This is a genomic window from Nocardia asteroides (genome assembly GCA_019930625.1).
GTDB lineage: Bacteria > Actinomycetota > Actinomycetes > Mycobacteriales > Mycobacteriaceae > Nocardia > Nocardia sputi.
In genome coordinates this window covers 439737-465695 of sequence record CP082844.1, presented here as the reverse complement: position 1 = coordinate 465695, position 25959 = coordinate 439737, and the positions used below count along the sequence as shown (strand labels likewise).

Annotated in this window: 25 protein-coding genes and 1 pseudogene; 17 read left to right on the top strand and 9 right to left on the bottom strand. The window is 69.5% G+C overall.

Going from position 1 to position 25959, the window contains the following annotated elements; genetic code table 11:
- Positions 1-65 precede the first annotated feature (65 nt).
- The gene (locus K8O92_02160; GenBank protein ID UAK32847.1) at positions 66-1571 is read left to right on the top strand and encodes an NAD(P)/FAD-dependent oxidoreductase; all 1506 of its coding nucleotides are present in this window, start codon (positions 66-68) and stop codon (positions 1569-1571) included.
- A 33-nt stretch (positions 1572-1604) separates the two neighbouring features.
- Here the strand turns inward: K8O92_02160 and K8O92_02155 are convergent, their stop codons facing one another.
- A complete protein-coding gene (locus K8O92_02155) occupies positions 1605-2417 on the bottom strand; it encodes a DUF1460 domain-containing protein (protein UAK32846.1) in 813 nt (270 codons plus the stop codon).
- Between the two features lie 135 nt (positions 2418-2552).
- On the opposite strand from K8O92_02155, the gene K8O92_02150 reads away from it, so the two are divergent.
- Entirely contained in the window at positions 2553-2963 is a 411-nt protein-coding gene (locus K8O92_02150; GenBank protein UAK32845.1) for a nitroreductase family deazaflavin-dependent oxidoreductase, read from the top strand.
- Positions 2964-3071: 108 nt separating this feature from the next.
- On the opposite strand, the gene K8O92_02145 is transcribed toward K8O92_02150, so the two are convergent.
- The 4 genes from K8O92_02145 to K8O92_02130 all read right to left on the bottom strand — a co-directional run bounded on the left by K8O92_02145 (position 3072) and on the right by K8O92_02130 (position 6778).
- Positions 3072-4010: an esterase family protein gene (locus K8O92_02145; protein UAK32844.1), complete on the bottom strand. Its 939-nt coding sequence runs from the start codon at positions 4008-4010 to the stop codon at positions 3072-3074.
- A gap of 167 nt (positions 4011-4177) precedes the next feature.
- Positions 4178-5170, bottom strand: coding sequence for a hypothetical protein (locus K8O92_02140; GenBank protein ID UAK32843.1), 993 nt, complete (start codon positions 5168-5170; stop codon positions 4178-4180).
- Complete coding sequence (locus tag K8O92_02135; GenBank protein UAK32842.1) at positions 5157-6458, bottom strand: hypothetical protein; 1302 nt, start codon at positions 6456-6458, stop codon at positions 5157-5159. The genes K8O92_02140 and K8O92_02135 overlap by 14 nt, the downstream gene beginning before the upstream one ends.
- Complete coding sequence (locus K8O92_02130; GenBank protein ID UAK32841.1) at positions 6455-6778, bottom strand: hypothetical protein; 324 nt, start codon at positions 6776-6778, stop codon at positions 6455-6457. The genes K8O92_02135 and K8O92_02130 overlap by 4 nt, the downstream gene beginning before the upstream one ends.
- A 413-nt stretch (positions 6779-7191) precedes the next feature.
- On the opposite strand from K8O92_02130, the gene K8O92_02125 reads away from it, so the two are divergent.
- Positions 7192-7386, top strand: a complete 195-nt coding sequence (locus K8O92_02125) for a hypothetical protein (protein ID UAK32840.1) — start codon at positions 7192-7194, stop codon at positions 7384-7386.
- A gap of 264 nt (positions 7387-7650) precedes the next feature.
- Positions 7651-8877: an ROK family protein gene (locus K8O92_02120; GenBank protein UAK32839.1), complete on the top strand. Its 1227-nt coding sequence runs from the start codon at positions 7651-7653 to the stop codon at positions 8875-8877.
- Here K8O92_02120 and K8O92_02115 read toward each other — a convergent pair.
- A complete protein-coding gene (locus K8O92_02115) occupies positions 8855-10102 on the bottom strand; it encodes a hypothetical protein (GenBank protein ID UAK32838.1) in 1248 nt (415 codons plus the stop codon). The two genes, K8O92_02120 and K8O92_02115, sit on opposite strands and share 23 nt — an antisense overlap.
- A gap of 227 nt (positions 10103-10329) precedes the next feature.
- Between K8O92_02115 and K8O92_02110 the strand changes: the two genes are divergently transcribed.
- The 6 genes from K8O92_02110 (at position 10330) to K8O92_02085 (ending at position 15842) form a co-directional block, all read left to right on the top strand.
- On the top strand, positions 10330-11016 hold the full coding sequence (locus K8O92_02110; GenBank protein UAK32837.1) for a crotonase/enoyl-CoA hydratase family protein: 687 nt from the start codon (positions 10330-10332) through the stop codon (positions 11014-11016).
- A gap of 6 nt (positions 11017-11022) precedes the next feature.
- On the top strand, positions 11023-11604 hold the full coding sequence (locus K8O92_02105; GenBank protein UAK32836.1) for a TetR/AcrR family transcriptional regulator: 582 nt from the start codon (positions 11023-11025) through the stop codon (positions 11602-11604).
- Between the two features lie 317 nt (positions 11605-11921).
- Positions 11922-13274 carry an FAD-dependent oxidoreductase gene (locus K8O92_02100; GenBank protein ID UAK32835.1) on the top strand — a complete coding sequence of 451 codons (1353 nt, stop codon included), beginning with the start codon at positions 11922-11924 and terminating at the stop codon, positions 13272-13274.
- Between the two features lie 362 nt (positions 13275-13636).
- Positions 13637-14332, top strand: a complete 696-nt coding sequence (locus K8O92_02095) for a CrcB family protein (GenBank protein ID UAK32834.1) — start codon at positions 13637-13639, stop codon at positions 14330-14332.
- Positions 14329-14697, top strand: coding sequence for a fluoride efflux transporter CrcB (gene crcB / locus K8O92_02090; protein ID UAK32833.1), 369 nt, complete (start codon positions 14329-14331; stop codon positions 14695-14697). The genes K8O92_02095 and crcB overlap by 4 nt, the downstream gene beginning before the upstream one ends.
- Before the next feature lie 137 nt (positions 14698-14834).
- Complete coding sequence (locus tag K8O92_02085) at positions 14835-15842, top strand: cation diffusion facilitator family transporter (GenBank protein UAK32832.1); 1008 nt, start codon at positions 14835-14837, stop codon at positions 15840-15842.
- A gap of 1 nt (position 15843) precedes the next feature.
- Here K8O92_02085 and K8O92_02080 read toward each other — a convergent pair whose 3' ends face one another.
- Positions 15844-16653, bottom strand: a complete 810-nt coding sequence (locus K8O92_02080; protein UAK32831.1) for a class I SAM-dependent methyltransferase — start codon at positions 16651-16653, stop codon at positions 15844-15846.
- A gap of 86 nt (positions 16654-16739) precedes the next feature.
- Positions 16740-18158: an amidase gene (locus K8O92_02075; protein UAK32830.1), complete on the bottom strand. Its 1419-nt coding sequence runs from the start codon at positions 18156-18158 to the stop codon at positions 16740-16742.
- A 100-nt stretch (positions 18159-18258) separates the two neighbouring features.
- Between K8O92_02075 and K8O92_02070 the strand changes: the two are divergent.
- From K8O92_02070 to K8O92_02060, 3 genes and pseudogenes are all read left to right on the top strand, one after another.
- A pseudogene (locus K8O92_02070) lies at positions 18259-19872 on the top strand (FUSC family protein).
- A 69-nt stretch (positions 19873-19941) separates the two neighbouring features.
- Positions 19942-20394 carry an SRPBCC family protein gene (locus tag K8O92_02065; GenBank protein ID UAK35383.1) on the top strand — a complete coding sequence of 151 codons (453 nt, stop codon included), beginning with the start codon at positions 19942-19944 and terminating at the stop codon, positions 20392-20394.
- Positions 20395-20440: 46 nt separating this feature from the next.
- A complete protein-coding gene (locus K8O92_02060; protein ID UAK32829.1) occupies positions 20441-21094 on the top strand; it encodes an SDR family oxidoreductase in 654 nt (217 codons plus the stop codon).
- A 9-nt stretch (positions 21095-21103) separates the two neighbouring features.
- Here the strand turns inward: K8O92_02060 and K8O92_02055 are convergent, their stop codons facing one another.
- Positions 21104-22357, bottom strand: a complete 1254-nt coding sequence (locus K8O92_02055) for a cytochrome P450 (protein ID UAK32828.1) — start codon at positions 22355-22357, stop codon at positions 21104-21106.
- 104 nt (positions 22358-22461) lie between these two features.
- Between K8O92_02055 and K8O92_02050 the strand changes: the two genes are divergently transcribed.
- From K8O92_02050 to K8O92_02035, 4 genes are all read left to right on the top strand, one after another.
- A complete protein-coding gene (locus K8O92_02050) occupies positions 22462-22932 on the top strand; it encodes a helix-turn-helix transcriptional regulator (GenBank protein ID UAK32827.1) in 471 nt (156 codons plus the stop codon).
- Between the two features lie 457 nt (positions 22933-23389).
- On the top strand, positions 23390-23686 hold the full coding sequence (locus tag K8O92_02045) for a DUF6285 domain-containing protein (protein ID UAK32826.1): 297 nt from the start codon (positions 23390-23392) through the stop codon (positions 23684-23686).
- A complete protein-coding gene (locus tag K8O92_02040) occupies positions 23683-24681 on the top strand; it encodes a phosphotransferase family protein (protein ID UAK32825.1) in 999 nt (332 codons plus the stop codon). Before K8O92_02045 ends, K8O92_02040 begins: the two co-directional genes overlap by 4 nt.
- An 8-nt stretch (positions 24682-24689) precedes the next feature.
- On the top strand, positions 24690-25952 hold the full coding sequence (locus K8O92_02035) for an acyl-CoA dehydrogenase family protein (protein ID UAK32824.1): 1263 nt from the start codon (positions 24690-24692) through the stop codon (positions 25950-25952).
- Positions 25953-25959 lie beyond the last annotated feature (7 nt).

Sequence of the window (25959 nt, the reverse complement as noted above, 5' to 3'; positions counted from 1 at the left end):
TCCAGAATCAAATAGTTGTCGCGCGAAGTCAAGAATGCGGTCCGCTCGGCTCGCACACTGGAGGGATGAGCGAGACCGCCGTAGCACCGGAACACCTCGATGTCGTCATCGTCGGCGCCGGACTGTCCGGCATCGGCGCGGCCTACCGGCTGCAGACCGAGTGCCGCGGCAAGACCTACGCCGTCCTCGAGGCCCGCGACACGCTGGGCGGCACCTGGGACCTGTTCCGCTACCCCGGCATTCGTTCGGACTCCGACATGTTCACCCTCGGCTATCCGTTCAAGCCGTGGCGCGCCGCCAAGTCGATCGCGGACGGTCCCTCGATCCTGCGCTACATCACCGAGACCGCCGCCGAACACGGCATCGACCGGCACATCCGCTATCGCACCAAGGTGATCGCCGCCGACTGGGACAGCGGCGCCGCGCGCTGGACGTTGACCCTCGAGCACCGCGACGAGTCGGGCGTCGCCGAGAAGCGCACGCTGACCTGCGGCTTCCTCTACGCCTGCGCCGGGTACTACAACTACGACCAGCCGTACGCGCCTGAGTTTCCCGGCGTAGCCTCGTTCACCGGCCGCGTGGTGCACCCGCAGTTCTGGCCCGAGGACCTCGACTACCGCGGCAAGCGCGTCGTCGTGATCGGCAGCGGCGCGACCGCGGTCACGCTGGTTCCGGCCATGGCGGAGCAGGCGCAGCTGGTGACGATGCTGCAGCGGTCGCCGACCTGGATCAGCCCCGTGCCGGGCCGGGACAAAATCGCCGACAGAGTCCGCGAGCTGCTTCCGCCGGGGCTGGCGCATCGCGTGATCCGCACCAAGAACATCCTGTTCGGCATCGGCTTCTACCAGTACTGCAGGCGTCGTCCGGAAGCGGCGCGCAAGCTGCTCACCGGCCTCACCACGCGCATCCTGAAGGACGACAAGGCCGTCGCCGAGCACTTCACGCCCACCTACAACCCCTGGGACCAGCGTCTGTGCGCCGTCCCGGACGCGGACTTCTTCAAGGCGATGAAGAAAGGCAAGGCCGAGGTCGTCACCGATCACATCGACAGCTTCGTGCCGGAGGGAATCCGGCTGAAGTCCGGCCGAGTGCTGGAGGCGGACGTCGTGATCACCGCGACCGGGCTGCAACTGCTCGCGTTCGGCGGTATCGCTCCCAGCGTCGACGGTGCGCGGGTCGATCTGTCCGAGCAGTTCGTCTGGCAAGGGGCCATGCTCACCGGCGTCCCCAACTTCGCCGTGTGCATCGGGTACACCAACGCGTCCTGGACGCTGCGCGCCGATCTCACCTCCCGGCTGGTCTGCAAGGTGCTCAATCACATGGATCGCAAGGGCTACGCCGCCGTGGTGCCCGCGCCGCGAGGCGACCTCGGGGAGCACCCGCTGCTGGATCTGGCCTCCGGCTACATCCAGCGCTCCATCGGCGACTTCCCTCGACAAGGCGACCGTCATCCGTGGAAGGTGCGGCAGAACTACTTGCTCGACTCGGCCACCACCCTGCGCACGGACCTGGACAAGACACTCGCCGCGACGCCGAAATCGGCGGTCCGGCAGCCCGCGCCCGTTTCCTGACTCGCAACGAGGGCTCGACAACCGAGCCCGCGCTTACCGCGCCCGGAGTACGACGATGCCCGGAGTGGACCGGACATACTCGGCGAAAGGCTTGTCCACCACCTTGTTGTCGGCCGCCAGCGAGGACGCGTTGCGGAAGACCAGCCCCGCGGGGGTCGTCACGAAGATGCCGACGTGGGTGACGTCCAGGCCGGGCTGGTCGGTGTAGGCGCCTACGTAGTCGCCGGTGCGCAGCCTGCTCACGACATCCTGGTCGACGGCAGCGCTGGGGATGTAGGTGATCGCGCGATCGACCACGGGCAACCCGGGAAGGTAACTGCCGCCGCCGGCTTTCGCGTTGAGCTGCTTGGCGACGGTGACCGCCCCGGCGCTCAATGTCGCCGTGACGTCGGTGGCAGCGACCTTGGCGGTGTGCGCCCAATCGCTGAAGAAGTGTTTGCGCTGCCGGAAATCGACTCGTCCACCGGCATAGCGTGTTTCGATCAGGTTCGTCGTGAACTGGGTTCGGTCGGTGGATCTGCTGAGCGCCTCGACATAGTCGAGGTAGGTGAAGCAATCCACCCTGCGGAAGTCGATGACCAGCTGTTCGGGCTCGGTCGCCGACCCGACGAGCATGTTCGCGCCGTACGGCGTGCCGAGGAACGGACGCGACAGCAACTCGATCAGCTCCGCCCGGGTCGCCGAGGCGGGCGCCTGAGCGCGCAGCGACAGCAATTCGTCGAGTTTCCTCGTGGTGAGGTCGTCGAGCTGCACGGTTTCCGGCGCACCGAGGGCCGCGGGCGGTAGCGACACCGCGGCGCAGACGAGGGCCGTCAGGACGAGCAGTACGCGAGCGATGGTGCGCAAGGCGCCTCCAGCAGAGGTGATCGGTAGACGAACGGCGATACCCACCGTAGCCCGGCGGCGGGCGAGCGGCCTCTGCGATGACTTGGGTAGGCTCGCCCACGACCCGGCGCACCCGACCCTCCAGGAGAACAGGCCATGGCAGGCGACTGGAACACCAAGATCATCGAGGAATTCCGCGCCAACGAGGGCAAGGTCGGCGGCCCCTTCGCCGGTCGCGAACTGCTGCTGCTCACCAGCATCGGCGCCAAATCCGGTCTTCCGCGCACCAATCCTCTGGCCTTCATCCGCGACGGCGACGACCTCGTGGTCATCGCGTCCAAGGCGGGAGCTCCCACCAATCCCGACTGGTTTCACAACGTGCGCGCCAACCCCGAGGTCACCCTCGAAATCGGCACCGAAACCCTCCTGGCCACGGCGACTCCCGTCACCGAAGGCCCGGAACGCGATCGCCTCTACGCCGCCATGGTCGAGATCATGCCCGGCTTCGCCGAGTACCAGGAGAAGACCGAACGGGTGATCCCGGTCGTCAAACTGACCCCACACTGAGGCAACAGGCGCACGTCGTTCCGACGACCACTGCGGCCGCGGCGGACGACATCGCTCGACGACGGATCGGCGGACCGACGGCGCGGCAGGGCCTGGACGGCCGGTGGGTTACGCGGCTCCCACCGAGGACAGCAGCATCGGCAAAGCGTTTTGCATCTGGATCTTCCAGGCATCCCAGTTGTGGCCTTGGGCGGGAACGTAGCGTTCGTCGACCCGCGCTCCGAGTTGTTGCAGCCGGTCCACGAAGCGGAAATTCTGTTCGTAGGCGGCGGATTCCACGGGGTCGGCCTTGCCGTAGGAGACGAACAGTGGGATGCCGGTGAGGTCGTCGGCCTGGCTGTAGGGGTTGTTGGCGACCCAGACATCGCGGTTGACGATGTAATCGCCCCAGACCCGTTGCCACTCGGCGCCGCAGCCTCGGCCGGGCTTGTCGGGCTCGCCGGGAGCGCCGGAATCGTGCAGTGGATCGACGTTGCCGCTGAAGGAAGCCGCGGAGTTGAACCAACCCTGGTGTGCGGCGGCGAATTTCATGGCGCCGAGACCGCCCATGGAGTTGCCCGCGATGGCACGCGTCGTATTGGCTCGATAGCTGGTTTCCAGCAGGGTGCGCACGTCGTCCAAGAGGTAACTCTCCCAGGCTGGGGGACCGCCGCGCCCCTCGTTGTACCAATTGGAATACGCGCTGCACCAGCTGGTCTCGGGCAGCACGAAGATCGCCTCTTTGCCCGCTGTGAGCGCCTCGAGGTTGCCCTTGTCGGTCCAGGACTTGTGGTCGTCGAAGCCGCCGTGCAGCACCCACACGGTCGGCCAGGTGCGGGCGGAGTCCTTGGACCACCCCGGCGGGAGCAGCAGCCGGACCACCTTGACCGACCAGTCCGGACCCTCGAGGTTGGGCGAGGAGGCTCCGATGTCGAGGATCCGGTCGCTGACCCGGGTCTCCCAGCGCACCGTCGGCGCCGCCTGTGCCGGGTGCGCGGACAGGAAGGGCACGGTGAGGCCCGCGGTCACGGCGACGATGGCGAGGGCTATCCGGAACGGACGACGCAACGGTCGGACCTTTCGCTCTGCGGTCGTGCGAAATACGCACTCTCACAGAGGAATCTAGAGCACCGCGCACTCTGTGAATAGAGGTGTTCGCAAATAGATTCCGCGCGGGCGGCGGTATGGGGCGCTACGGGAGCGTTTCGGCTCGACATCGCGCGGAGCAGCGCGGGTCAGCCCGCCATGATCCCGGTGATCAGCGTTTGATCCGTTCCGGTCCGGGTCGTGATGAACTGCGTGAAAGTGTACGGCTCCTCGTCGGGAAACTGCTGGGTCAACCGGACTTCCCACCGTGCTTGACCGTCGGGACCGTCCCCCGCCCGGGAGATATGCACGCAGTAACGAGTGCCGACGGGCACCTGGTTGATACCGCGCTGGATCTGATCGGCGGAGGCCACCGCCGCGTCGGGGGCGACAACCGCGCGGGCCCGGTACCCGGACCGTTCGGCGTAATAGGCGTACTCGAAAGCGAAGATGGCGTCGGGACCGTTGCCCGTGCCGCCGGGATCGGTACCGGAAACGACGTCGGCGGTGCGTTTTTGCTCGCACCCCGGCGTCGCGATCGCCCACGGTGGCTTGAGCCGGGAGGTGGATACCGAGGTGGCCGGCGCGGGTCCGGCCGCACGCGACTGCGACGTCGCCGCCGTTTTGCGCGAATCGGCCTCGGAACCGTAGATCATGGCCACGCCGATCGAGACGGTGGCGACCACGATGGCGAGCACGATCAGGGCGGTCAGTGTGCGGTTGCCGCGCTGTTGATCCGTGCGACGCGGATGGCGCACCGGGGTGCCGGGATGGACTCCGGACCGATTGACGATGCCGGGCGCCTTGACGGGGCTGTCCTCGGCCTTGGCCGGCTCGGGCTCGGCGGGCGTGCGGCGTTGCTGCGCGGCCGCCGGTTGCGGCGGGCGCGCGGCCGGAGGCGCCGGATCGAGCCACTGCTCCCACTCGCCGAGACGCGGCCGTGGACTCGGCCGCTGCGGGGTTCGCGGGGGTTCGGCGGCCTCGTGCTGCGGCTCGCGGCGGCGAATCTGCTTGCGGCGACCGGCCGAACGGCGGCGCTTCGAGGGCTTGCTCGCGGGAATGCGCAGCATCGGCAGACCCGTGTCGAACGGATTACCTTGACCGGCGGCCTGACTGGGATGCTCCCGGTCAGGGGGTGTCATCGTCGAATTCGCCCAGCACCGGTACGACCGCTGTCACAGCGGACGGGATGGTCACGCCGAGCTGTCCGTCGCGCGGCTTGTGCTCGTGGTCGTTGCCACCCGGCGGCGGGGCGGGCGGCAGTACCATGCCGCCGGTCGTGCCGGGATGACCGGGATGTTCCGGGCGGCCCGCGGGCGCGGGCGGCGTCGAGTCGGCGAAGGGCGGCCCCACCGCGGGCGCGGGCCTGCTCTCCGGCTTCGGCACGTCCGCCCTCCCGGCGGGCGCAGAATTGCCCGGCGGGGCCACCGAACCGGGGCCGGTCGAGGACTTGTGGTCCTGCGATCCGCCGAAGTCGAACAGCTTCGAGGAGTTCTTCGAGTCGTCGCCGTTCGTGCCGGAGTTGGTGGTGGAACCCGGGTTGATCAGTTCCGGGATCGCCTTGTCCGCGGCCGCCGCCACGGTGTCGATGCTGTGGATGCCGACTTCGGCGATCTTGTCGATGATGTGCGTGCCGATGTCGACGCCCGCGTTGATGGCCGTGGTGCCCAGTTGCACGCCCGCGGAGATCAGCTGCTGCTGCAACTGCAGTTGCGCGGCCTGTGCGGGGTCCAAGGGCTGCGTGGTGGCGGGCGTCGTGGTGCCGGGCACGACTTGTCCGGTGCTACCGGGGTAGACGGCCTGGCCTTGCGTGACGCCGGACGGTGAGGTGACCGTGAGCGGTCCCATCGCGTCGAGTTTCCTGGTGTGATCGTCCATCTCGGTACGCGCGGCCGTCACCGTGGTGAGCGCGTCGCGCAGCGCCTGGGTGGCCCGTGCGATGACGGCGTCGGTCTCCGGCGCGGAGGTCGCGTTGCCCAGGATCTCCCGCGCGTCGCGCCGGAAGTCGGCGATGATCTGGTCGACTTGCCGCGCCGCGCGCCCGGAGGTGGCGTGCGCGTCGGCGAGGACGGACAGATAGGCGGGTCCCCGGTCGGAGATGTCGCCGATCTGGGTCTGGGTGGTGCGCATCGCGGGCACCGCGCTGTCGGCGGCGCGGGAGGTCCAGGTCGATTCCAGCGCGTGCAGGCCTTCGCGGTGCGGACCTTCGGTATCGGCCACCTGTGTGGAGGCGGCCGAGAGTGCGCCGGTGGCTGCCGCGCTCGGCACGCCGACACCGGTACCGAGCGAGGAACGCAGCGTCAACAGCGGTTTGACCAGCGCGGCGACGATCGGCGGGTCGACACCGGGTTCGGTGCTCAGCGGCCGGGGGGTCTCGGTGGCGGGCTGGGTGGCGTGTGACCGTTTGCGCAGTCCCATCAGGCTTCTCATGCCAGTTCCTCCCCTGACCGGGTGATCGCCGTCGCCGTCGCGGCGTCGACACCCTGCGCCTCCTCGCTGTAACCACGCAGGACCTGGCCGTAGGCGCCGACCAGCTGTCCCGCGGTCGACAACGCCTCCGCGTGTTCGGAGACGGCCGCGGAGAAACGCGCCGCGAATTCCGCGCCGACGAGCCCGAGATCGGCGGCCAGCCGGTCCGGATCCACCGCGCCGGAGGCGACCGCGGCCGCCGACGCCAATTGTTTGGACACCGCGTCCGCTATCGCGGTGTAGGCGGCCATCGCCGCCGGGTCGAGCTTGAGCGTGTCCACTGTTCCCCTCCCGGATCCCAGTCTGTCGCTACCGCGCCATGATTCATCGCCAAGGGTACTGTGCCGGAGGCCCGCTATGCGCCCGATCCCCGGTGGTCTGTTTCGCGCGGACGCCTTCCTCACGCGCGTCAGATGCCGGGCGCGGGGCCGCCCGGGCTGGTGGCGTCCGCGCGCGTGGCGGTCGGCGCTGGTCCGACACCCCTGTTCACGCCTTCTCCGCACGTCTTCCCTGCGGTGGCGCAACGGCTTCCACCCGAGCGAACGTACGCGTGTCGAGATTGCCATCCGGAACAACAGAACAGGGGTTGTGCGCTGCATCACAGTCTAATATGTTGCTGTGAACAACATTCGGTCCGCTCCGACCGGCCGGAGACTTCTCCGGCCGGAGATGAGAGACCCGCTCATGCGAAAGCATGTTCAGCGCGGCGGCGCTGTTGTTCGCGCTGCTTGCCGCCACGCTCACGGCGTGCGGCGACGATACGGCGGAGTCCGCGGGCAGAACCCGGACTGGCGTGATCCTTCCCGACAGCAAGACCTCCGCTCGCTGGGGCATGGTGGACCGCAAGTACTTGCAGCAGGTGTTCGCGGCGCTGGACAACGGGATCTGATACCGCACGCCCCTTCCGCGATTCGATGAGGGGATTGCGGAAGGGGCTCCATTCCTTCGAAGGAGCGGATGCTGGACGCGGTGCTCGGCGCCGCGGTGGGTCGCGGTGATCGACAACGGGATGGGGCTGATGGACTACAGCGCGGGCACGAGATGCGTTGTGACCAGGATTTGTCCTGCTCTCGGCCGCCGGAGTGGACGCCATGTCCCGTAAACGTGCGCTCCTGCTTCGATGAATGTCAGCCCCGTGACGAAAGCCCGGTGAATGCGAGCAGCACCTTCTCCCGAGGAGATCCGCACGCGCAACCTCGCCGGGTTGCTGCGGCACGTCCACCGTGACGGGGCGGTGTCGCGCGCCGCGCTCGCCGAGCGGATGGGGTTGAACCGCAGCACGATCCTCGCGCTCACCACGGACCTGGCGGCGGCAGGCCTGGTGAGCGAGGAACTGCCCGGGCAGACCGGACGGGCGGGCAGGCCGTCACTGGTGGTGCGGCCGCGGTCGGAGCGGGTCTACGTCGTCGCGCTGGACGTCGGCGCGGACCGCCTCATCGCGGCACGGGTCGGGCTGGGCGGTTCGGTGCTCGATCGCATCGAGACCACCCGTCCGGGTGGGACGTTCGACCCGGGCGACGTGATCGCCGCCTTGGTGACGATGGCCAGGGAGGTGATCGGTGCGGCTGCCGCGGACGCCGTGTGCGTGGGCGTCGGCGTCGCGTTCTGCGGCATGGTCCGGGAGGAGGACGGCGTGGTGCGCTACGGGCCGAACCTCGGCTGGGTGGACGTCCCCTTCGGCGCAGAGATGACACGGGAACTCGATCTCGGCCTCCGTGTCGCGGTCGGCAACAACGCCAATCTCGGAGCGCTGGCCGAGCGTGAACGCGGTGCGGGAGAAGGCTCGGCGAACCTGATCTACCTGCACGGCGACGTGGGTATCGGCGGCGGCATCATCGTCAACGGTGAACTGCTCAGCGGGGAAGGCGGCTACGGCGGGGAAGTCGGGCACATGATCGTCAATCCGGCCGGGCGGCCGTGCGCCTGCGGTTCCCGGGGCTGCCTGGAGGTCGAAACGGGCGAACTCGGGTTGATCGCGGCGGCGGGACGGACCGAACCCTCGGGGCAGGCGGCGGTCGACGCGATCATCGAGGCGGCTGCCCGCGGCGACGCGGCGGCACGGGACGCCTTGCACCAGGTCGGCGAATGGCTCGGCCGCGGCGTCGCCAATCTGGTGAACATCTTCAATCCGTCGATGGTGGTGTTCGGTGGCGTGCTGCGCGAGATCTACCTGGCGTCCACGGCGCAGGTGCGCAGCCGGGTGGCGGTGAACGGCCTTCGAGCCGTCCGCGAACGGGTCCGGTTGCGCACCAGCGCACTCGGCGGTGACGCGACCTTGATCGGGGCCGCGGAACTGGCTTTCACCGACTTGCTCACCGATCCGTTGCAGACGTTGTCCCGTACGTCCGCGGCGCGCGCTATGCGGCGCCTGCCGCGCTGAAACCCGACAGGTGGGTGGTGAGCAGCCGGACGCGCAGCCGCTGTTCATCGGTGGTTTCCTCGGGGTGGTGGATCTCGATGCTCAGCCGGTCGTCGAAGGTGCTGATGATGATGGTGCCGCTCGGCTGTTGCAGCCGGTGCCCGGTCCTGTCCGGCTTGCCGAGCATGATCGAGCGGAAGTCGGTGATTCGCAGGTCCTCCGGCACGCGCGGTCTGGGCACCCGTCCCCAGTTGGTGGCGAGCACGATGCCCGGTGCGCGCGGCGGAGGGCCCGCGGCGATCTCGGGAATGTGCAGCGGGGTCTGTTGCACCATGCCCGTGTCGAGTCCGGCGCGCAGCGAGTCGCTGATGGCGCGGGCCAGTTCGACGAGCGTCGCGCCGGTCCGTGGGCCCGGCACGAAGTTGTCGAAGCCGAGTACGTTGGTGCCTTCTGTCGCCCCGATCGGCGGCCGCACCCGGGTGCGCAGGTCGACGGAATAGGTGTAGGCCAGGTCGGTCAGCGGCAGCCCGCGCAACTCGGCCTCGGTGAGCAGGATCGCGGCGGAGGCGATGCCGTTGATCGTGGTGCCCTCCCGGTGCCCGAGCTCGATCAGCGCGGCGGTCTGCGCGCGGGTCAGCCTGCAGCGCGCGGTGCGGGGGAGGAGGTAGTCGGGATCTTCTGGGCCGGAGATGGTCCGAGCGACGCCCATCGGACGGTACGGCAGAACCGGTGTGCCGATCTTCCGCACGCCGCGTTCGTGTAGCAGGTCTTCCACCGATCGCGGGAAGCCGTGTGGCTCCGATTCGGCCGACTGCCCGCGGACGAGGTCGGTATAGCAGGACCACAGCTCCGCGAACACGGCCAGCGAATGATAGGCATCCGCGACGCTGTGGTGAGTCACCAAAGTGACGCCCGCGGAGGCGCGGTCGCGGACTACGCACAGCGAGGCGAGCGCTCTGCGCTGATCCAGCCGGGCGCCGGTCAGCAACTGCTCGGGATCACCCTCGGTGACCGTCATCTCGGGTGCGGCGCTCGGCGATTCGAGCAGGAAATGCCCACCGCACCCGTCCGGCTCCAAGCGGGCGCCGAGGATCGGGCGGGAGCGCACCACGGCTTCGAATGCCGCCGATAGGGCAGCGAGATCCAACCGACCCGCGATCCGAATCGAATAGCCGACGAGGACTTCACTGTTGGCGAAGATCGCCTCACTCGGCGCCAGCGGACGGATGACGGTTGCTGCGGTCATGTCGCTTCCTCCACCTGAGCCTGTCCCGAGGCTAGTCCGAAGCCCGCGCGCGCCAGGCTCTTTCGGCAGCATCGTGTGTGTCCTGTATCGGTCGATCCGCGGTCGCCGTTTCGGATCGTTGCCACAACGACACCTTGTCCGAAACCGGCTCCGTGACCGGGAGCCCGTGGATAGCTGCCAGCCCCTCTAGAGTGATACTCTAGAGCATCGCTCTAGAGGAGGCTGCCATGACCGAACTCGCCACCTACCAGCTCGAAGACGGGGTCGCCACGATCACGCTTGACGACGGCAAGGCCAACGTGATGTCGGAGGACATGATCGGTTCCATCGCCGCCGCCCTGGACCGAGCCGAGGCCGACCGCGCCGTCGTCCTGCTGACCGGGCGCCCACGCGTATTCTCCGCGGGCTACGACCTGGCGACGTTCTCGCGTTCCGCCGACGACATCCGCCGAACCCTGCGTGCCGGCGGCAACCTCGTCCATCGGCTGCTGGGGTTCCCGTATCCCGTCGTCGCGGCATGCCCGGGGCACGCGATCGCCCAGGGCGCGTTCACGCTGCTGGCCACGGACGTGCGGTTCGGCGTCGTGGGGGATTTCAAAGTGGGTCTCAACGAGGTCGCGATCGGGCTGACCATCCCGCATTACGGCGTGGAGCTGGCACGGCATCGGCTCACCGCCCCCGGATTCGACCGCGCGGCGAACACCGGGATCCTGGTCGGACCCGAAGAGGCCAGACAGCTCGGCTTCCTCGACGTGCTCGCCGCCGACGCGGACGACCTGCGCACGCGCGCGACGGCCGAAGCGCACCGGTTGACCGGAATCGACTTCGCCGCGCACACCGGGACGAAGCTGCGGGTCCGTGCTCAGGTGCTCGCGGCGGTGCGGTCCGGCATCGATGCCGAGTTCGACGGCTAGACGGCCGTGGGCACCCGCGAGCGGATCTTGGCCGAAGCGACGCGGCAGTTGCTGGCCACGGGCTATTCGGCGTTCACGGTGGCGGGCGTGCGCGATCGTCTCGGTTTGTCCAGCGGCAGCATGTTCCACGCGTTCGGCTCGAAGGCCGAATTGGCCGCCGCCGTCTACGTCTTCGGCATGCTCGACTATCAGCGGACGGTGCTGGAGGTTCTCGACACGTCCGACGTCGGCGCCGAGCAGGCGATCCGCGCGATGCTCGCGGCCCATCTCGGCTGGGTGGAAGATCATCGTGATCTCGCCCGTTTCCTGTTCGCCACGCTGCCGGACGAGGTCGCGCGGGCTGCGGAGCCGGAACTGGCACAACACAATCGGGTCTTCTTCGGTGCGCTGGAGCGCCGGTATCGAGAGCTGCGGGCAACCGCGGACGTGGGCGAGGACGGCTATCCGGTCGCCCACGCGATCTGTGTCGGACCAGCGCAGGAGTACTGCAGGCAGTGGGTACGCGGACGTGTCACGGCCCCGCCGCGCACGCTGGTCGCGACATTTCAGGAGGCCGCCCTCGCCGCCCTCGCCACCTTGACGCGATAGCCGCCGCGCCGGGAGTCATGCTGCCGGGCGGAGGATGGGCAGCCGCGCAGTGCCTTCGGCGATCGGTTCGTTTCCGGCCGCGGTTTCGGCGGCCGTCGCCGAGCGCCTTCTGGGCTTACGCGGCGGACAGGCGGGTGAGCGGTCGGTTGCGCTGGAACAGCGGATCGGACGTTGTGGCAATCGGACGCCTCGCGCCGGATCGGGATCGTGGCAGCGATGCGCAGTCCCTGCGGCCCGGATCACCGTGCCGGTTGCGGATCGGCGATGCGTGATCGACAGTGGTTGTCGAGTTACGGTGCGGCGACGGGAGGCCACCAATGGACCGTGCGGACGTCGTTGTCGTCGGCGCCGGATACGCCGGACTGTGCGCGGCGCGGACGTTGCGAGCGGCCGGCCGGGACGTCGTCGTCCTGGAGGCGAGCGATCGTGCGGGCGGTCGCACCTTGACCGCGCGGGTCGGCGACGGATGGGCCGTCGACCTCGGCGGACAGTGGATCTCGGGTGCGCACGGCAGGCTCGCCGCGCTGGCCGAGGAGTACGGCGCCGCGATATACGCGCCACCCGAAGGGGTCGACCTGATGGTCGAGGGAGTGGTCCGGCGGCCGTTCAGCGGCGCGCGCCCGCCATTGCCGACGCTCGTGCTCGTCGTGCTCGCCCAGGCCATGTGGCGGCTGGAACGGATGGCCGCCCGGGTCGACCTCGCGCGCCCGTGGACCACGCCGGGCGCCGACCGGCTGGACGCGATGACCGCGGCGACCTGGTTGCGCCGGAATGTGCCCCAGCGGCGCGCCCGGAACCTGGCCGAGGTGATGATCGGCGAGGAACTGTGCGTCGACGTCGGCAGCATCTCCATGCTCGGTCTGCTGACTACGATCCGCTCGGCGGGCGGCGTCGAGGCGGGGATCACCGCCGAAACGGTGACGCGACTGTTCGTCGACGGCGCCGACGGGCCCGCGCTGGCCATGGCCGCGGAGATGGGTGACGCGCTGCGTCTCGGCGCGCCGGTCACGACGATTCGGCGCCGACCAGGCGGTGTGCGGGTGGAGTCGGCCGCCGGTGACGTGCGGGCCGAGCGTGTGATCGTGGCGGTGCCGCCCGCGCTCGCCGGACGCATCGCCTACGATCCGCCGCTGCCCGCCGCGCGCGACCAATTGACCCAGCGCATGCCGATGGGCTCGGTGCTGAAATCGTTCGCGGTCTACGAGCGGCCGTTCTGGCGTGACGACCGGCTCACCGGGCAGTCGCTGAACCTGCGCGATCCCGTGCCGGTGACCTTCGACGCCACCCGCCCCGGTGGTCCCGGTGTGCTCGGCGCGCTGGTGCCGGGCCGGGCCGCGCAGCGGTTGGCCGCCCTTCCCGCGAGCGAGCGACGCGCCATGATCATCGGTTCACTGGTACGGGCTTTCGGGCACGCTGCCCGCGAACCGCTCGAATGGCACGAAAAGGTCTGGGCCGACGACCCATACGCCCGCGGCGGCTACGGCGCCTTCTACCCGCCGGGCGTCTTGACCACCCTGGGCTCGGCCTTGCGCCACCCGGTCGGCGCGATCCACTGGGCCGGGAGCGAAACCGCCACGGAATGGTCGGGCTACATCGAGGGAGCGATCCGTTCCGGGGAGCGTGCGGCCGCCGAAGTGCTCGCGGCGGAGCGATCCACGGCCACCGCATGATTGCCAAAGGGTTGCCCGAGTGCTGGCTCCGGCCCACCCGAGGGATCACAATGAAGAGGTGTTCCAGCGGATCGTGGTCGGCTACGACGACTCTCCCGGCGCAAGGGCCGCCCTGACGATGGCGCTCGACTTGGCGGCGGTGCAGCACTGCACGCTCACGGTCGTGGCCGTCGAAGAGCATCTGCCGCACTACGGTCCGGTGGTCGGCGAGATGGAGGACGAACGCTCGCTCGGGGAGCGGACCTGTCGCCGCTGGCTCGCCACCGCCGCCGAGGCCGCCGACCGGCGCGGCATCGTGGTGCGGGCCGAACTGCGCGCCGGTCAGGCCGCGCGGGAACTGGCCACCGCCGCCGCCGACCACGATGCCGACCTGCTGGTGGTGGGGCGCAGCGGGCACTCGGGCATCTGGGGCCGCTTCATGGGCAGCACCGCGGAGAAGGCCGCACGCCACGTCGGCTGCTCGGTACTCGTCGCGCACGACGGTGCCGGACAGGCCGGGGACCGATGAGCGCGGCCGCGTCGTGACCTGGGGTGGCGCTGCTCCGGACACCTCGGGTAAGAGATGCGCGGTGGGCGGGGAACCGACCGACGAACCGATCGACACCGCGGGCCGCGCGCGTAACCCCGCGCGGGAGTTCTGGCGTACGCACGGCCCGGTGTCGGTGGTCGTCGCCGCGGGCGGAGCGCTCGGAGCGCTCGCTCGCTACGGACTCGCTCAGTGGCTGCCCGCACAGCCGGGACACTTCCCGTCGGCCACCTTTCTCACCAATGTGGCGGGCTGCTTCGCGATCGGCGTGCTGATGGTGGCGGTGACCGAGATCTGGGCCGCCCATCGGTTGCTGCGCCCCTTCCTCGGCGTCGGCGTGCTGGGCGGATTCACGACCTTCTCCACCTATGTCAATGAAATTCGCGAGCTGCTGCGGACAGGCGCGATCCTCGTCGCGACCTGCTATCTGGCGGGCACGCTGATCTGCGCTCTGCTCGCCACGCTCACCGCCATGTGGCTCACCAGGGCGGGGTATGAGCGCCTGCGGCAGAGACGGGAAGGAGCGCGATGAACGTGCTGCTGGTCCTCGTGGGCGGCGCGATCGGCGCGCCGCTGCGGTATCTGATCGACCGGGCGGTGCAGGATCGCCGTGACAGCTTGTTCCCCTGGGGCACCTTCCTGGTCAACCTGCTCGGTTGTCTCGTGCTCGGCACGCTCGCCGGGGCCGGGACCGCACTGCCCTCGTCACTGTTCGTTCTGCTCGGCACCGGGTTCTGCGGAGCGCTGACCACCTACAGCACCTTCGGTTACGAGACCGTGCGGCTTGCCGACCGGGGAGCGTATCTGTTCGCGGCGGTGAACGTGGTCGCAAGTGTTTCCGCAGGGCTGATCGCCACTGTGTCGACATACGCGGCAGTGCACGCCCTGCTCGGCTGACCCCGCCGCCGAACCCAATGCGACGTGATCCAGCTCACTTGGCTGCGCTATCGCGCGCCGCGCAGGGTCAGCTAAGCTGACATGACAGATGCAAACATGCGCATATATTTCGGTGATTGATGGAAGGGGCTGGGTCGATGGGGCACGAACATGGTCACGCGCACGGGCACGGGCTGTCCGGTGAGGCCGACCGCAAGTGGCTGACCATCGCGCTGGCCCTGATCGTCGGGTTCATGTCGGTCGAGGTCGTGATCGGCGTGCTGGCGAACTCGCTGGCCTTGCTGTCGGACGCGGCGCACATGCTCACCGACGCCGCGTCCATTGTGCTCGCGCTCATCGCGATCCGGTTCGCGGCCCGCCCCGCGAACGGCAAGTACACCTACGGCTACAAGCGCGCCGAGATCCTCTCGGCGCAGGCCAACGGCGTCACGCTGCTCGTGCTGGCGGGCTGGCTCACCTACGAGGCCGTGCGCCGTTTGCTGGAGCCGCCCGAGGTGACCGGCGGGCTCGTCCTGGTGACCGCGTTGGCCGGTGTCGTGGTCAACATCGTGGCCACCTGGGCGATCAGCAAGGCCAACCGTTCCAGCCTCAACGTCGAGGGCGCCTTCCAGCATGTGCTCAACGACCTGTACGGGTTCATCGCGACCGCCGTGGCCGGCCTCGTCGTGCTGACCACCGGCTTCGCCAGGGCGGACGCGATCGCCACGCTGATCGTCGTCGCGCTGATGGTCAAGGCGGGGCTCGGGCTGGTGCGCGAATCCGGCCGGATCTTCCTGGAGGCGGCGCCGGCGGGCGTCGATCCGGACGCGCTCGGGCGCAGGCTGGTGGACATCGACGGCGTCGACGAGGTGCACGATCTGCACGTCTGGCAGATCACCTCCGGTGACATCGCCTTGTCGGCGCACGTGCTGGTCCGGGCCGGCGCCGACTGTCACGGGCTGCGTCAGCGAATCGAGCATCTGCTTCACGACGCCTACGGCATCACCCACACCACGTTGCAGGTCGACCATACCCATGTCGTCGGCCCGTCGGCGGCCGTGCACGAGCAGCGCCTGCTGCCGGTGCTGGAGGATCACTGCGACGACGCCCACGGTCCGGTGCACCGCGACCGCCCGTCGTCCGGGGCGAATGTCGGCGCCCCCTGACCTACTCGGCGCCACGCGCACGGACGATGGCGGGCGGGATGTCGCGCAGCACCGGAAGGCGCTCGAATATCGGAAGACTCGCCGCGAGCGGGCCGCGGGAAGGTCCGTAGGACGACACGCTCACCTCGGCCACCCGCGGGCTCCACTCGCGCAGCAGTGCCGCCACCCAGCTGCGCTTGACGCCCCAGGGCATGGGGGGAGCGGTGTAGTGCGGTGTTTTACGGAAGCCTCGCATGGTCTTGCGGGAGAACCATGGCGGGATGATGTCGAACAGGAATTCCGCGCCAGGCAGTCGGTCGAAGATCGCGATGCACAGGCGCCGCACCTCGTCGGGCTCGAAGTACATGAGCAGCCCCTGCGCCGTGACGAAGACGCCGCGGTCGGCCTCCACCTCGTCCAGCCAGGCTGTGTCCAACGCGCTGATCGGCAGGTGACGGCAGCGCTCGCTCGGTGGAAGGAACCGTTCGCGCAGCGCGATGCCTTCGGGCACATCGACACACAGCCAGCGCACCTGTCCGTCGTCGCACCGCTGGAACTGGGTCTCCAGTCCCGAGGCGAGTTCGACCACGGTCCCGCCGGGGTGTTCGGCCAGCCACGGCCGCAGTGCGAGGTCGAACCGCAGCGATCGCACCGCGTGCGTGCCGTCGGGTGCGCCGAAGGCTCGCGCATAGTCGTACTCGAGCGCGTCGAAGATCCGGACGCAGTCCGGGTCGCGCAGAATGCCATCCGCCCGTTTCGCTTCCGACGCCCGGTTGTAGAGCGTCCACAGCATGGTTTCCGGGACTCCCGTCAGATCGACGTTCGCGCCCATGATCTCGTCCTCTCCGGCCTGCGGCCGAGTCCGTCCGAATCCCCCGGAAAATGAACTTAGCCTAACCTAAGTCGAGTGGGAAGGGGTCAGGGGAGAAGGCGTGGGAACGGCTGTTCCGCTTCGATCAGATAGGCCAGCTCCAGCAAGGTGCGCTCGTTGCCGCGTGTGGCGGCGAATTGGACTCCTATGGGCACCCCGGCGGCGGTGAGGCCCGCCGGAACCGTGATGGCAGGCGTTCCGGTGATGTTATTGATCGGGGTGAAACAGACGTAGGCGCGCAGCCGCTGGATGAGTTCGTCGAACGGCACGGTCGGGCTGAGATAGCCGAGCTCCGGTGTGGTGTGGCCCAGAGTGGGAAGCAGCACCGCGTCGTAGGGGCCGAGTTCCCGTTCGTAGGTGGCCGTCGCCGCCCGTAACCGGCGAATCGTAAGCGGGGCGTGCAGGGCCCGGCGCAGGAAGAGGGCGCGGAGACCGACCGTGAGGTCGTCCACGCGCCGTGCGTCGAACCTCCGGTCGACGAGCCGTCCCGTCGTGGTGGCCAGGGCTGCGAGCAGGCCCCAGTAGTGCAGGAAAGCGTTCTCGATCGTGGCGTCGAACGGCAGGGGCACCGGTTCGACCGAGTGGCCGCAGGCTTCGAGCGTGCGCGCAACCCTTTCGACGGCATCCCGGGTCGGGCCGGCGGCGAGCGGTCCCGCGATGTTGTCGAGCACGAGCGCTATCCGCATGCGGCGGTTCGCGGGACCGTCGACGCGGCCGATCGGCTTCAGCGCGGGATTGCGCCAATAGCGTTCCGCCGCCGCGGCATAGGCCGCCGTATCGCGCACGGTCCTGGTCAGCACTCCTTCGCTGACGATATCCACCGGCAGCGTGCGAGCCAGCCCGGATACCACGTGCCGTCCCCGCGTCGGTTTCAAGCCGACCAGCCCGGCGCACGCGGCCGGAATCCGGATCGATCCGCCGCCGTCGTTGCCGTGCGCGATCGGTACGACACCCGCCGCCACCAGCGCGGCCGCCCCGCCCGACGAGCCGCCCACCGAGTAGTCGGTGTGCCACGGGTTGCGGGTGGGCGCGACGTGCGGCGACTCGCTGCTGGCGTTGAAGCCGAATTCGGGCATGGCGCTCTTGCCGAGGACGGTGAGGCCGGTGCTGAGGAATTGCCGGGTGTAGCCGCTGTGCGCGCGAGCGGGCGTCGCGTGGAACGCGGCCGTGCCCTGGTTCGTCGGCATGCCCGCCACGTCCAGGTTGTCTTTCACGAAGCTGGGCACGCCGTAGAACGTGCCGGTCCGGTCGGCGGGCAGCAGAGGTTTCCCGTAGCTCGGGTAGGCGACGGCCGCCAGCTTTTCCACCTGCTCGGCGCGCGCCACGGCGGCAGCGGCGAGTTCGCGTGGCGAGACCGTCCCGTCGCGCACCAGCGAAGCCAGGGCGACGGCGTCGTGATCACCGAGCGCGTCGTCGCCGAAGGCGTGGACGCGCGTGGGTAGGGGAATATGAGCGTCGGCGGTCATGCCACGAATCTAAGGTGTGCACCAGGCAGTCCGTCCAGACCGGATTCGTCCGGACCGGATTCGTCCGGACCGGATTCGTCCTGACCAGAGAGGACAGCAGGTGGCCGCGACATACCCGGATCCGGTGCCACCGAGGGGCCGCGTCGGCTCGCTGTTGTTCGCGTTGCCGCCCGCGGGCCGGCGGTGGAGCGTGGCGCTGCGCGCTGCGGTGGCGTTCGCTGTCCCCGCCGCGATCATCACCGGTCTGGGCCGTCCGGACACGGCGGTGTTCGTCATGTTCGGCGCCTTCGCCGTGCTCTATGGCGAGGGGCGCCCGTTCCGGGTGCGCGGCAGGGTCGTGCTGGCCGCCGGTGTGGCGTTGCTCGCCGCGAGCGGCGCCGGCGCGCTCATCGGCGGCCTGCTGGATACGGGACTCGGTACGTCGTTGCTGATGGTGGCCGTGGTGTCGGCGATCGCGGTCGTGGCGGTCTTCGTCATCGACGCATTGCGGCTCGGGCCGCCGGGCGCGCTGTTCTTCGCACTGGTCTGTGCGGGGTCGATGAAAGCCGTCGAGACCGGGACGGCGATGGCGACGCTGTTGTTGTGCGCCGCCTGCGGTGTCGTCGCGTCGGTCGTCGTTTCGATGGCCGGAGTGCTGCGGGATCGCCGCAAGCCCGAACGCGTGGCGGTGGACGCCGCGGTCCGCGCGGTCGACGCCTATGTGGCGGCGCGGGAGGCGGGGACGCCCGCGATCGAGCTGCGCCACCGGGCCGGCTCGGCGATGGCGGACGCGTGGGCCGCGGTCTACGACGCGGGTCCGCCCTCGGATCCCGGGGAAGCCGAGCTGCTGGCCACCCTGCAAACCGCCCGGCGCAGGCTGGCCGGGCACGTTCCCGACGACGACACCGACGATCTGCTTGTCGATCCCTTGGTCTCGTTCGCCCGTCCCGGAGTCGGCTTCCGGCTGCGGCGTTCCCTGTCGTTCTCCTCGCACGCGACGATCAGCGCGATGCGCGTTGCCGCGGGCTGCCTGGGCGCGGGCGGCCTGAGCGCGCTGCTCGGTCTGGAGCGGCCGCACTGGGCGGTGCTCAGCGCCCTGATCGTGTTGCAAACCGGGCCCGATCGAGTGCGCGGGCAGGTGCGCGCGATCCACCGGTTCGTCGGCACGATCGCGGGCCTCGGTCTGTTCGCGCTCATCTATCAGCTCGGGCCGACCGGTTACGCGCTGGTCGTTCTGATCGCCGCGCTGCAGTTCTGTATCGAGCTGTTCGTGCCGCGCAACTACGCGCTGGCCGTCGTCTTCATCACCCCGGTCGCGCTGATCGCGGGCGGGGTCGCCACCACGGGCGGACCGATCGGACCGGTGATCCGGGATCGGCTGGTTGAGACGGTGCTCGGCGTCGCCGTCGCCGTGCTCGCGCTGTACGGGGTGGCGCCGTACGGGCATCGGCGCACCTTCCGCTGGATGGATCGCCGGGGGCGCGCCGCCGCCCACGCCCTGCTCGACCGGCTGCGTCGCAAGCCGATGGACGCTCGAGCGTGGGTGTTGGTCCAGCATCTGCAGTTCGAGCTGGTCGGTGTGGTCCGCAGTGGCATCGACTCGGCGACCGACGACCCCGAGTGGACGCGGGACTACTGGCCGGAACACGCGGCCCTCGCGCACCTCGGCCACGATCTACTCGCCACGTGCTGGGTGCTGCAGCCTGGCCAGTGGCTGGCCGACGTGGACGGCTGGGCGGCACGCGTGGCCGCGGCTGGGCTCGGCCCGGAAGCGGGGGCGGTACCGCCTGCTAGCGTTCGCCGCATGCATGACAGCGTGACGGTGCGCATGGCCGCCCCCGCCGACAAGATCTGGGAATTGGTCAGCGACATCGAGAACACCGGGCGATTCAGTCCCGAGACGTTCGCCGCGGAGTGGCTCGGCGGCGCCACCGGTCCCGCGGTCGGCGTGAAGTTCCGCGGACATGTCAACCGCAACGGCTGGGGGCTGAAGTACGCGACGGTGTGCCGCATCGTCGCCTGCGAGCCGGGGCGGGAGTTCGCGTTCACCGTGCTCGGACCGCGCGGCATGCCGGTCAATACGTGGCGCTACGTCTTCGAGCCGGTCGAGGGCGGCACCGACGTCACCGAGTCGTTCCAGCTGCACAGCAATCCCGTGCTGCGGCTGTACTGGTCGCTGGCCGGGTGGGCGCGCCGCAAGACCAACGTCGAGGGGATGCGCGAGACGCTGAACCGGATCAAGGCCGTCGTCGAATAGTCCCGGCACACAACGCCGCTCGGCGGCGCACCTAGGCTCGGGACCCATGACTGCTCCTGTGCTCCTCGTGCTCGGCGCCGGTCCCGGCATCGGGCTGTCGGTCGCCCGCCTGTTCGCCGTCGACGGTTTCGCCACGGTGCTGGCCTGCCGGTTTCCCGAGGAGGCCGAGCCGATGGCCGAGAAACTGCGCGGGGAGGGGTTCGACGCGGAGGGTGTCGGGGTGGATCTGAGCGACCCCGCCGACGTGGGCGAGGTCGTCACGGGAGTGGGCGAGCGCCACGGCCGTATCGACGTGTTGCACTTCAACCCCAGCGTCTTCCGAGAGGCCGATCCGCTACAGCTCTCGATTCCCGAACTGATCGAGGACTTCACCGTCGGCGCCGCTGCGCTGTTGCCCGCCGTCCAGGCGGCGCGGCCCTTCCTGTCCGAGGGCGCCCGCGTGCTGGTCACCGGCAGCGCGGCCGCGGATAAACCGTGGCACCGAGCCGCCTCGCTCGGCATCCAGAAGGCGGCGGTGCGCAACCTGGTCACCAGCTTGGACGCCACACTCGCGCCCGCGGGGATCCGGGCGGTCGCCGTCCAGGTCGAAGGAGTGCTGGGGGAGGGCGCTTTCACGCGGGACCGGGTCGCCGCGGCGTTGCACGCGGCAGCCGTCCGCCCCGCCGACGGATGGACGCCGCACGTCTCCTACGACGGCTGACCGGCGGGACTACCTGGGCCGGATCGCAGCGAATTCGATGGGCAGGTGCGCGGGGCCGCGCAGGTTGACGTGTTCTCGATACGGTGGCGGGTCAACGGGCAGCGAGGGGGATTCGACGCGTTGCGCGAACCGGGTCAACGCCACTCGCGTCTCCAAGCGGGCCAGGGCAGCCCCGACGCAGAAGTGCGCCCCGAGGCCGAAGGCCAGGTGGCGGTTCTCGCGCGCCGGGTCGAATCGGCCGGGGTCGCCGAACACCGAGGGATCGCGGTGCGCGGCCGCGATCAGCAGCACCACCAGGTCGCCGCGCTCGATGCTCGTGCCGCTGATGGTCAGGTCGTCGGCGGCGACGCGCGGGATCAGCTGGACCGGCGGGTCGAAGCGCAGCGTCTCCTCGACCACGCCCGCCGCCCGGTCCGGATCCGCGCGCAGGGCCGCGAGTTCCTCCGGCCTGCGCAGCAGGGCCAGGGTCGCGTTGGCGATCAGGTTGACGGTGGTCTCGTGGCCGGCGACCAGCAGCAGTGCGCAGGTCGAGATCAATTCGGCATGGGTGAGCGTGTCGCCGGAGTCTTCCGCAGCGATGAGTTCGGACAGTAGATCCGGGCCCGGTGTGTGGCGGCGTCGATCGATGAGATCTTCGAAGTAAGCGTGCAGTTCGGTCCCGGCGCGCTGGATCCGCGCCGGGTCGGCGCGGAATCGGGCGGCCGCGCGGGAGGTCGGGTCCAGCGTGCGCGACAGCAGCGCGGACCAGGCGCTCAGCCGTGCTTCGTCCGCGAGCGGGACGCCGAGCAGTTCACAGATGACGGTCACCGGCAGCGGATAGGCGAAGTGGTCGACGGCGTCGAACCCGCCCTCGCGGGCGCGCTGGTCGAGCAAGTCGTCCACGATCTCGGTGATCCGCGGCTCCAATCGCCGTACCACCCGCGGGGTGAACGCCGCGGACACGAGGCGGCGCAGGCGAGTGTGATCCGGCGGATCGAGGAACAGGAACGAGGGCTTCGCACGCGCCGCACCGTCCTCCCGCGTCCCGTCATAGATCGGCATCGAGCCGAGTTGCAACCGGGCCAGTGACCGGTCGACGCTCGCGCGCGGATCGCGCAGCATGGCGGCGCAATCCGCGTAGCGCGTCAGCACGACTACCGGAGCCGTCCCCATCCGGAACGCACCGGCGTCGCGTAGTCGCGCGAGCAGGGGATACGGATCCGGTCGCACCGCTGGGTCGAGCAGGCGCACGTAGTCGTTGGTCGGGTGGTTCGTGGTCGTCATCGACACTCCCAACTGTCCGGCCGGAGCGGGCGCCGGTCTACTTAGTATTATTCCGATACTGTTAGTAGGAAAGCAATACCGAGCAGGGATGCGAAAATACCGTCATGACATTGCGGCGCCCGGCCGACGATTCGGTCACCCGCGTCGTCGAACTGCTCGGCGACCGGTGGACCATCCTGCTCATCGCCGAGGCGTTCTTCGGGGTGCACCGCTTCAGCGATTTCGCTCGCAATATCGGCATCACCAACCGCAACCTGCTCACCAGCCGCCTGCGCATGCTGATCGACGCGGGCGTCTTCACCCGCACCGATCACGGCGGCGGGCGCGTCGACTACCACCTCACCGCCGCGGGCCGCGAGCTGTATCCGATCGTCACGGCGATGATGGTCTGGGGCGACCATCATCTGGTCGGGCCGGAGGGCAAGCCCATCGTCCTCGAGCATCGCACCTGCGGGCACGAGACCTCGCCGATGCTCGTCTGCGACCACTGCCGCGAACCGATCGACCCGCGCGACGTCGAACCCAAGGCGGGCCCCGGCTTCCACCAGCCGCCCGGCGCCGAGCAAGCCGGGTGAGAGGTTCGACGGACGGAGTAGGACTGGGCAGGGCGGAAGACAGCGCCGCGTCTGGTGCGGAGGCCTCCGGAGCGGTGCGCCGGGCTACTCGGCGCTCAATCCAGCAGGTCGACGAAAGCCTCTGCCAGGTACAGCGGTAGGAGTAGGTAGTACAGCAGCATCGCCATCGAGCCGGCTCCGATCGTCAACGCGGGTCCCACGCTGTGCCGTCGCGGGTACGTCGCGCAGGGATTGGAGACCGAGTGGTCTCGCGATCGCAGGAATGTAGTGCAGCTTCCCGGCATCGGCAAGGCCGTCCAGCGTGTCGAACCCGCCGTTCTACTTCGCCGCCTGCGGTTTCCGCTCGACGACCGCGGGGCTGTTGCGGCTCGACGACCGGGAGTGACGGCCGAAAGTACCGATCGGGACAGCGACGGCGCGTGCCATGCTGAGGGCCGGGATCGACCGAGGGGAACGAATGCAGAATCGCCCATCGGCAGCGGAGTTGCTGGAATCGCTCGCCGAGTTGCTCGAGGAGACGCTGCTGCCCGCCCTGCCCGCGGGGTTGCAGCACAAGGCGCGTGTGGGCGCCAATCTCGCCAGGATCGTGCGCAGAGAGATCGAATCCGGCCCCGCCGCGGCCGAGCAGGAGCGTGAGTTGCTCGCCGCGGTACCCGAAGGAGACGACGAACAGCTCTGGGCGGCGTTGGTTTCCGTGGTGCGGGCCGATCTCGCGATCGCCAAGCCGGGGTACGACGCGTGGGCGGGCGAGTGAGTTCCGACCTGGCACGTGGCCTGGCGGAGTTCCTCGGGTCGGGCAGCGGCCACGCGGTGACGGTGTCGAACGTCGAATACCTCTCCGCGGGCGCCCGCCGTCGTAACGTCGCCTTCGACGCCGATATGGGAGGCGCGAAGCGGCGCTTGGTCGCGACCATCGTGCCGAACGCGATCGAGCTCGTCCCCGTGGACGTGGAGGCCGCGGTCCGGGAGCTGGCGCGCGGCAACGGTGTCCCGGTTCCGCCCGTCGTGGCGATCTGCACCGACAGCGCCTACGCCGACGGGCCGTTCGTGGTTACCGAACGGGTGGACGGAGAGACGGTGCCGCGCAAGGTGCTGCGGCTGACGGAGTCGGCGGGTCTCGGCGAACGAGTCGCCGAACAGCTCGGCGAGGCCATGGGCCGCCTGCATGCCATCGATCCGGCGACCGCCCCCGCTCGGCTGCCCGAGGCCGCCGCCGATCCCGAGCACCAGCTGATCGAGGCGGGCGAGCACGTGCGCGCGCTCTTGGCGGACCGGCCGGTGTTCGCCCTCGCGCTGCGCTGGCTGGAACGCCGCTGCCCGCCCGCGCCGCCGCGTACCGCGCTGCTGCACACCGACATGCGCAACGGCAACATCGTCGTCGGTCCCGAGGGACTGCGGGCGGTGCTCGACTGGGAAGGCGCGCAGCGTCACGGCGATCCGATGCGCGATGTGGCCTGGCCCGCGCTGCGCATGTGGCGCTTCCGCGCCGACGACCGGGAATTCGGCGGATTCGCGGGCCGCGGCGCGTTCGCGCGCGGCTACCGCCGTGCGGGCGGCGAGTTCGATGAAGACCGTTTCCGCTGGTGGAAGGTGATGTGCACGCTCGCATGGGGGGTCGGGCTGGCCGGGCAAGCCGCGGCGCACTCGGACGGCAGCGTGCGCGACATCGTGATGGCGGCCAGCGGGCGCCGGGTTTCGGAAATCGAATGGGACCTGCTGATGCAGATCCGACCCACTGCGAAAGGCTAGAGACTTCGATGGATTTCGAGCTACCTGCCGAACTGGTCGATTACCTCGCCGAACTGGACCGGTTCATCGACCGGGAGATCGCGCCGCTCGAGCAGATCGATGACAACATCCGCTTCTTCGACCACCGTCGTGAGGACGCCCGCACCGACTGGGAGCGCGGCGGCCTGCCGAACGCGCGATGGGAAGCGCTGCTGGCCGAGGTCCGCAGGCGCGCCGACGCCGCGGGTCACCTGCGGTACGCCTTCCCGGCGCAGTACGGCGGCCGGGACGGCACCAACCTGGGCATGGCCGTGATCCGCGAGCACCTGGCCCGGCGCGGCCTGGGGCTGCACTGTGATCTGCAGAACGAGCATGCCATCGTCGCCAACAATGTCGGTTTGCTGCTCATGCTCGAATACGGCACACCCGCGCAGCGAGCGGAGTGGGTGGACGGGCTGGCTTCGGGGACGAAGTTCTTCGCCTTCGGCATCACCGAGCCCGAGCACGGCTCCGACGCGACCTACATGGAGACCTCAGCGGTCCGCGACGGCGACGGCTGGGTGATTACCGGACAGAAGACCTGGAACACCGGCGTGCACATCGCCGACGCCGACCTGATCTTCGCGCGCACCTCCGGCGGCCCCGGCGACGCGACGGGCATCACCGCGTTCCTGGTGCCCACCGACGCTCCGGGGTTCGTCGTCGAGGAATACCTCTGGACCTTCAACATGCCCACCGATCACGCCCGCGTCGCGCTCAACGGCGTTCGCGTCCCCGACACCGCCGTCTTCGGCGGTGAAGGACGCGGCTTGGCGGTGGTCCAGCACTTCTTCAACGAGAACCGGATCCGCCAAGCCGCGTCCAGCCTGGGTGCGGCGCAATACTGCATCGACGAGTCGGTGGCCTACGCCAAGCAGCGCAAGCCCTTCGGCAAGCCGCTGGCCGCCAACCAGGCGATCCAGTTCCCTCTTGTGGAACTGCACACGCAGTGCGCGATGTTGCGCACGCTCATCCACAAGACCGCTTGGTCGATGGACACCTACGGCACGTTCGCCGCCTCCGAGCAGGTCTCGATGTGCAACTACTGGGCCAACCGGTTGTGCTGCGAGGCCGCCGACCGCGCCATGCAGGTGCACGGCGGCCTCGGCTATTCCCGGCACAAGCCGTTCGAGCACATCTACCGCCACCACCGGCGCTACCGGATCACCGAGGGCGCCGAGGAGATCCAGATGCGTCGCGTCGCGGGCTATCTGTTCGGTTTCATGGGCGGCAAAGCTCCCAAAGGGGTGTGAGCGGCGC

Bases quoted from the DNA above. Each gene is read 5' to 3' on its own strand.
- K8O92_02115 (UAK32838.1), bottom strand. From the start codon at position 10,102: ATGACCGCAGCAACCGTCATCCGTCCGCTGGCGCCGAGTGAGGCGATC.
- crcB (UAK32833.1), top strand. From the start codon at position 14,329: ATGAACGTGCTGCTGGTCCTCGTGGGCGGCGCGATCGGCGCGCCGCTG.
- K8O92_02140 (UAK32843.1), bottom strand. From the start codon at position 5,170: ATGACACCCCCTGACCGGGAGCATCCCAGTCAGGCCGCCGGTCAAGGT.
- K8O92_02085 (UAK32832.1), top strand. From the start codon at position 14,835: ATGGGGCACGAACATGGTCACGCGCACGGGCACGGGCTGTCCGGTGAG.
- K8O92_02080 (UAK32831.1), bottom strand. From the start codon at position 16,653: ATGGGCGCGAACGTCGATCTGACGGGAGTCCCGGAAACCATGCTGTGG.
- K8O92_02135 (UAK32842.1), bottom strand. From the start codon at position 6,458: ATGAGAAGCCTGATGGGACTGCGCAAACGGTCACACGCCACCCAGCCC.
- K8O92_02160 (UAK32847.1), top strand. From the start codon at position 66: ATGAGCGAGACCGCCGTAGCACCGGAACACCTCGATGTCGTCATCGTC.
- K8O92_02035 (UAK32824.1), top strand. From the start codon at position 24,690: ATGGATTTCGAGCTACCTGCCGAACTGGTCGATTACCTCGCCGAACTG.
- K8O92_02110 (UAK32837.1), top strand. From the start codon at position 10,330: ATGACCGAACTCGCCACCTACCAGCTCGAAGACGGGGTCGCCACGATC.
- K8O92_02150 (UAK32845.1), top strand. From the start codon at position 2,553: ATGGCAGGCGACTGGAACACCAAGATCATCGAGGAATTCCGCGCCAAC.
- K8O92_02055 (UAK32828.1), bottom strand. From the start codon at position 22,357: ATGACGACCACGAACCACCCGACCAACGACTACGTGCGCCTGCTCGAC.
- K8O92_02045 (UAK32826.1), top strand. From the start codon at position 23,390: ATGCAGAATCGCCCATCGGCAGCGGAGTTGCTGGAATCGCTCGCCGAG.
- K8O92_02050 (UAK32827.1), top strand. From the start codon at position 22,462: ATGACATTGCGGCGCCCGGCCGACGATTCGGTCACCCGCGTCGTCGAA.
- K8O92_02075 (UAK32830.1), bottom strand. From the start codon at position 18,158: ATGACCGCCGACGCTCATATTCCCCTACCCACGCGCGTCCACGCCTTC.
- K8O92_02100 (UAK32835.1), top strand. From the start codon at position 11,922: ATGGACCGTGCGGACGTCGTTGTCGTCGGCGCCGGATACGCCGGACTG.
- K8O92_02125 (UAK32840.1), top strand. From the start codon at position 7,192: ATGTTCAGCGCGGCGGCGCTGTTGTTCGCGCTGCTTGCCGCCACGCTC.
- K8O92_02095 (UAK32834.1), top strand. From the start codon at position 13,637: ATGCCGACCTGCTGGTGGTGGGGCGCAGCGGGCACTCGGGCATCTGGG.
- K8O92_02060 (UAK32829.1), top strand. From the start codon at position 20,441: ATGACTGCTCCTGTGCTCCTCGTGCTCGGCGCCGGTCCCGGCATCGGG.
- K8O92_02065 (UAK35383.1), top strand. From the start codon at position 19,942: ATGCATGACAGCGTGACGGTGCGCATGGCCGCCCCCGCCGACAAGATC.
- K8O92_02120 (UAK32839.1), top strand. From the start codon at position 7,651: ATGCGAGCAGCACCTTCTCCCGAGGAGATCCGCACGCGCAACCTCGCC.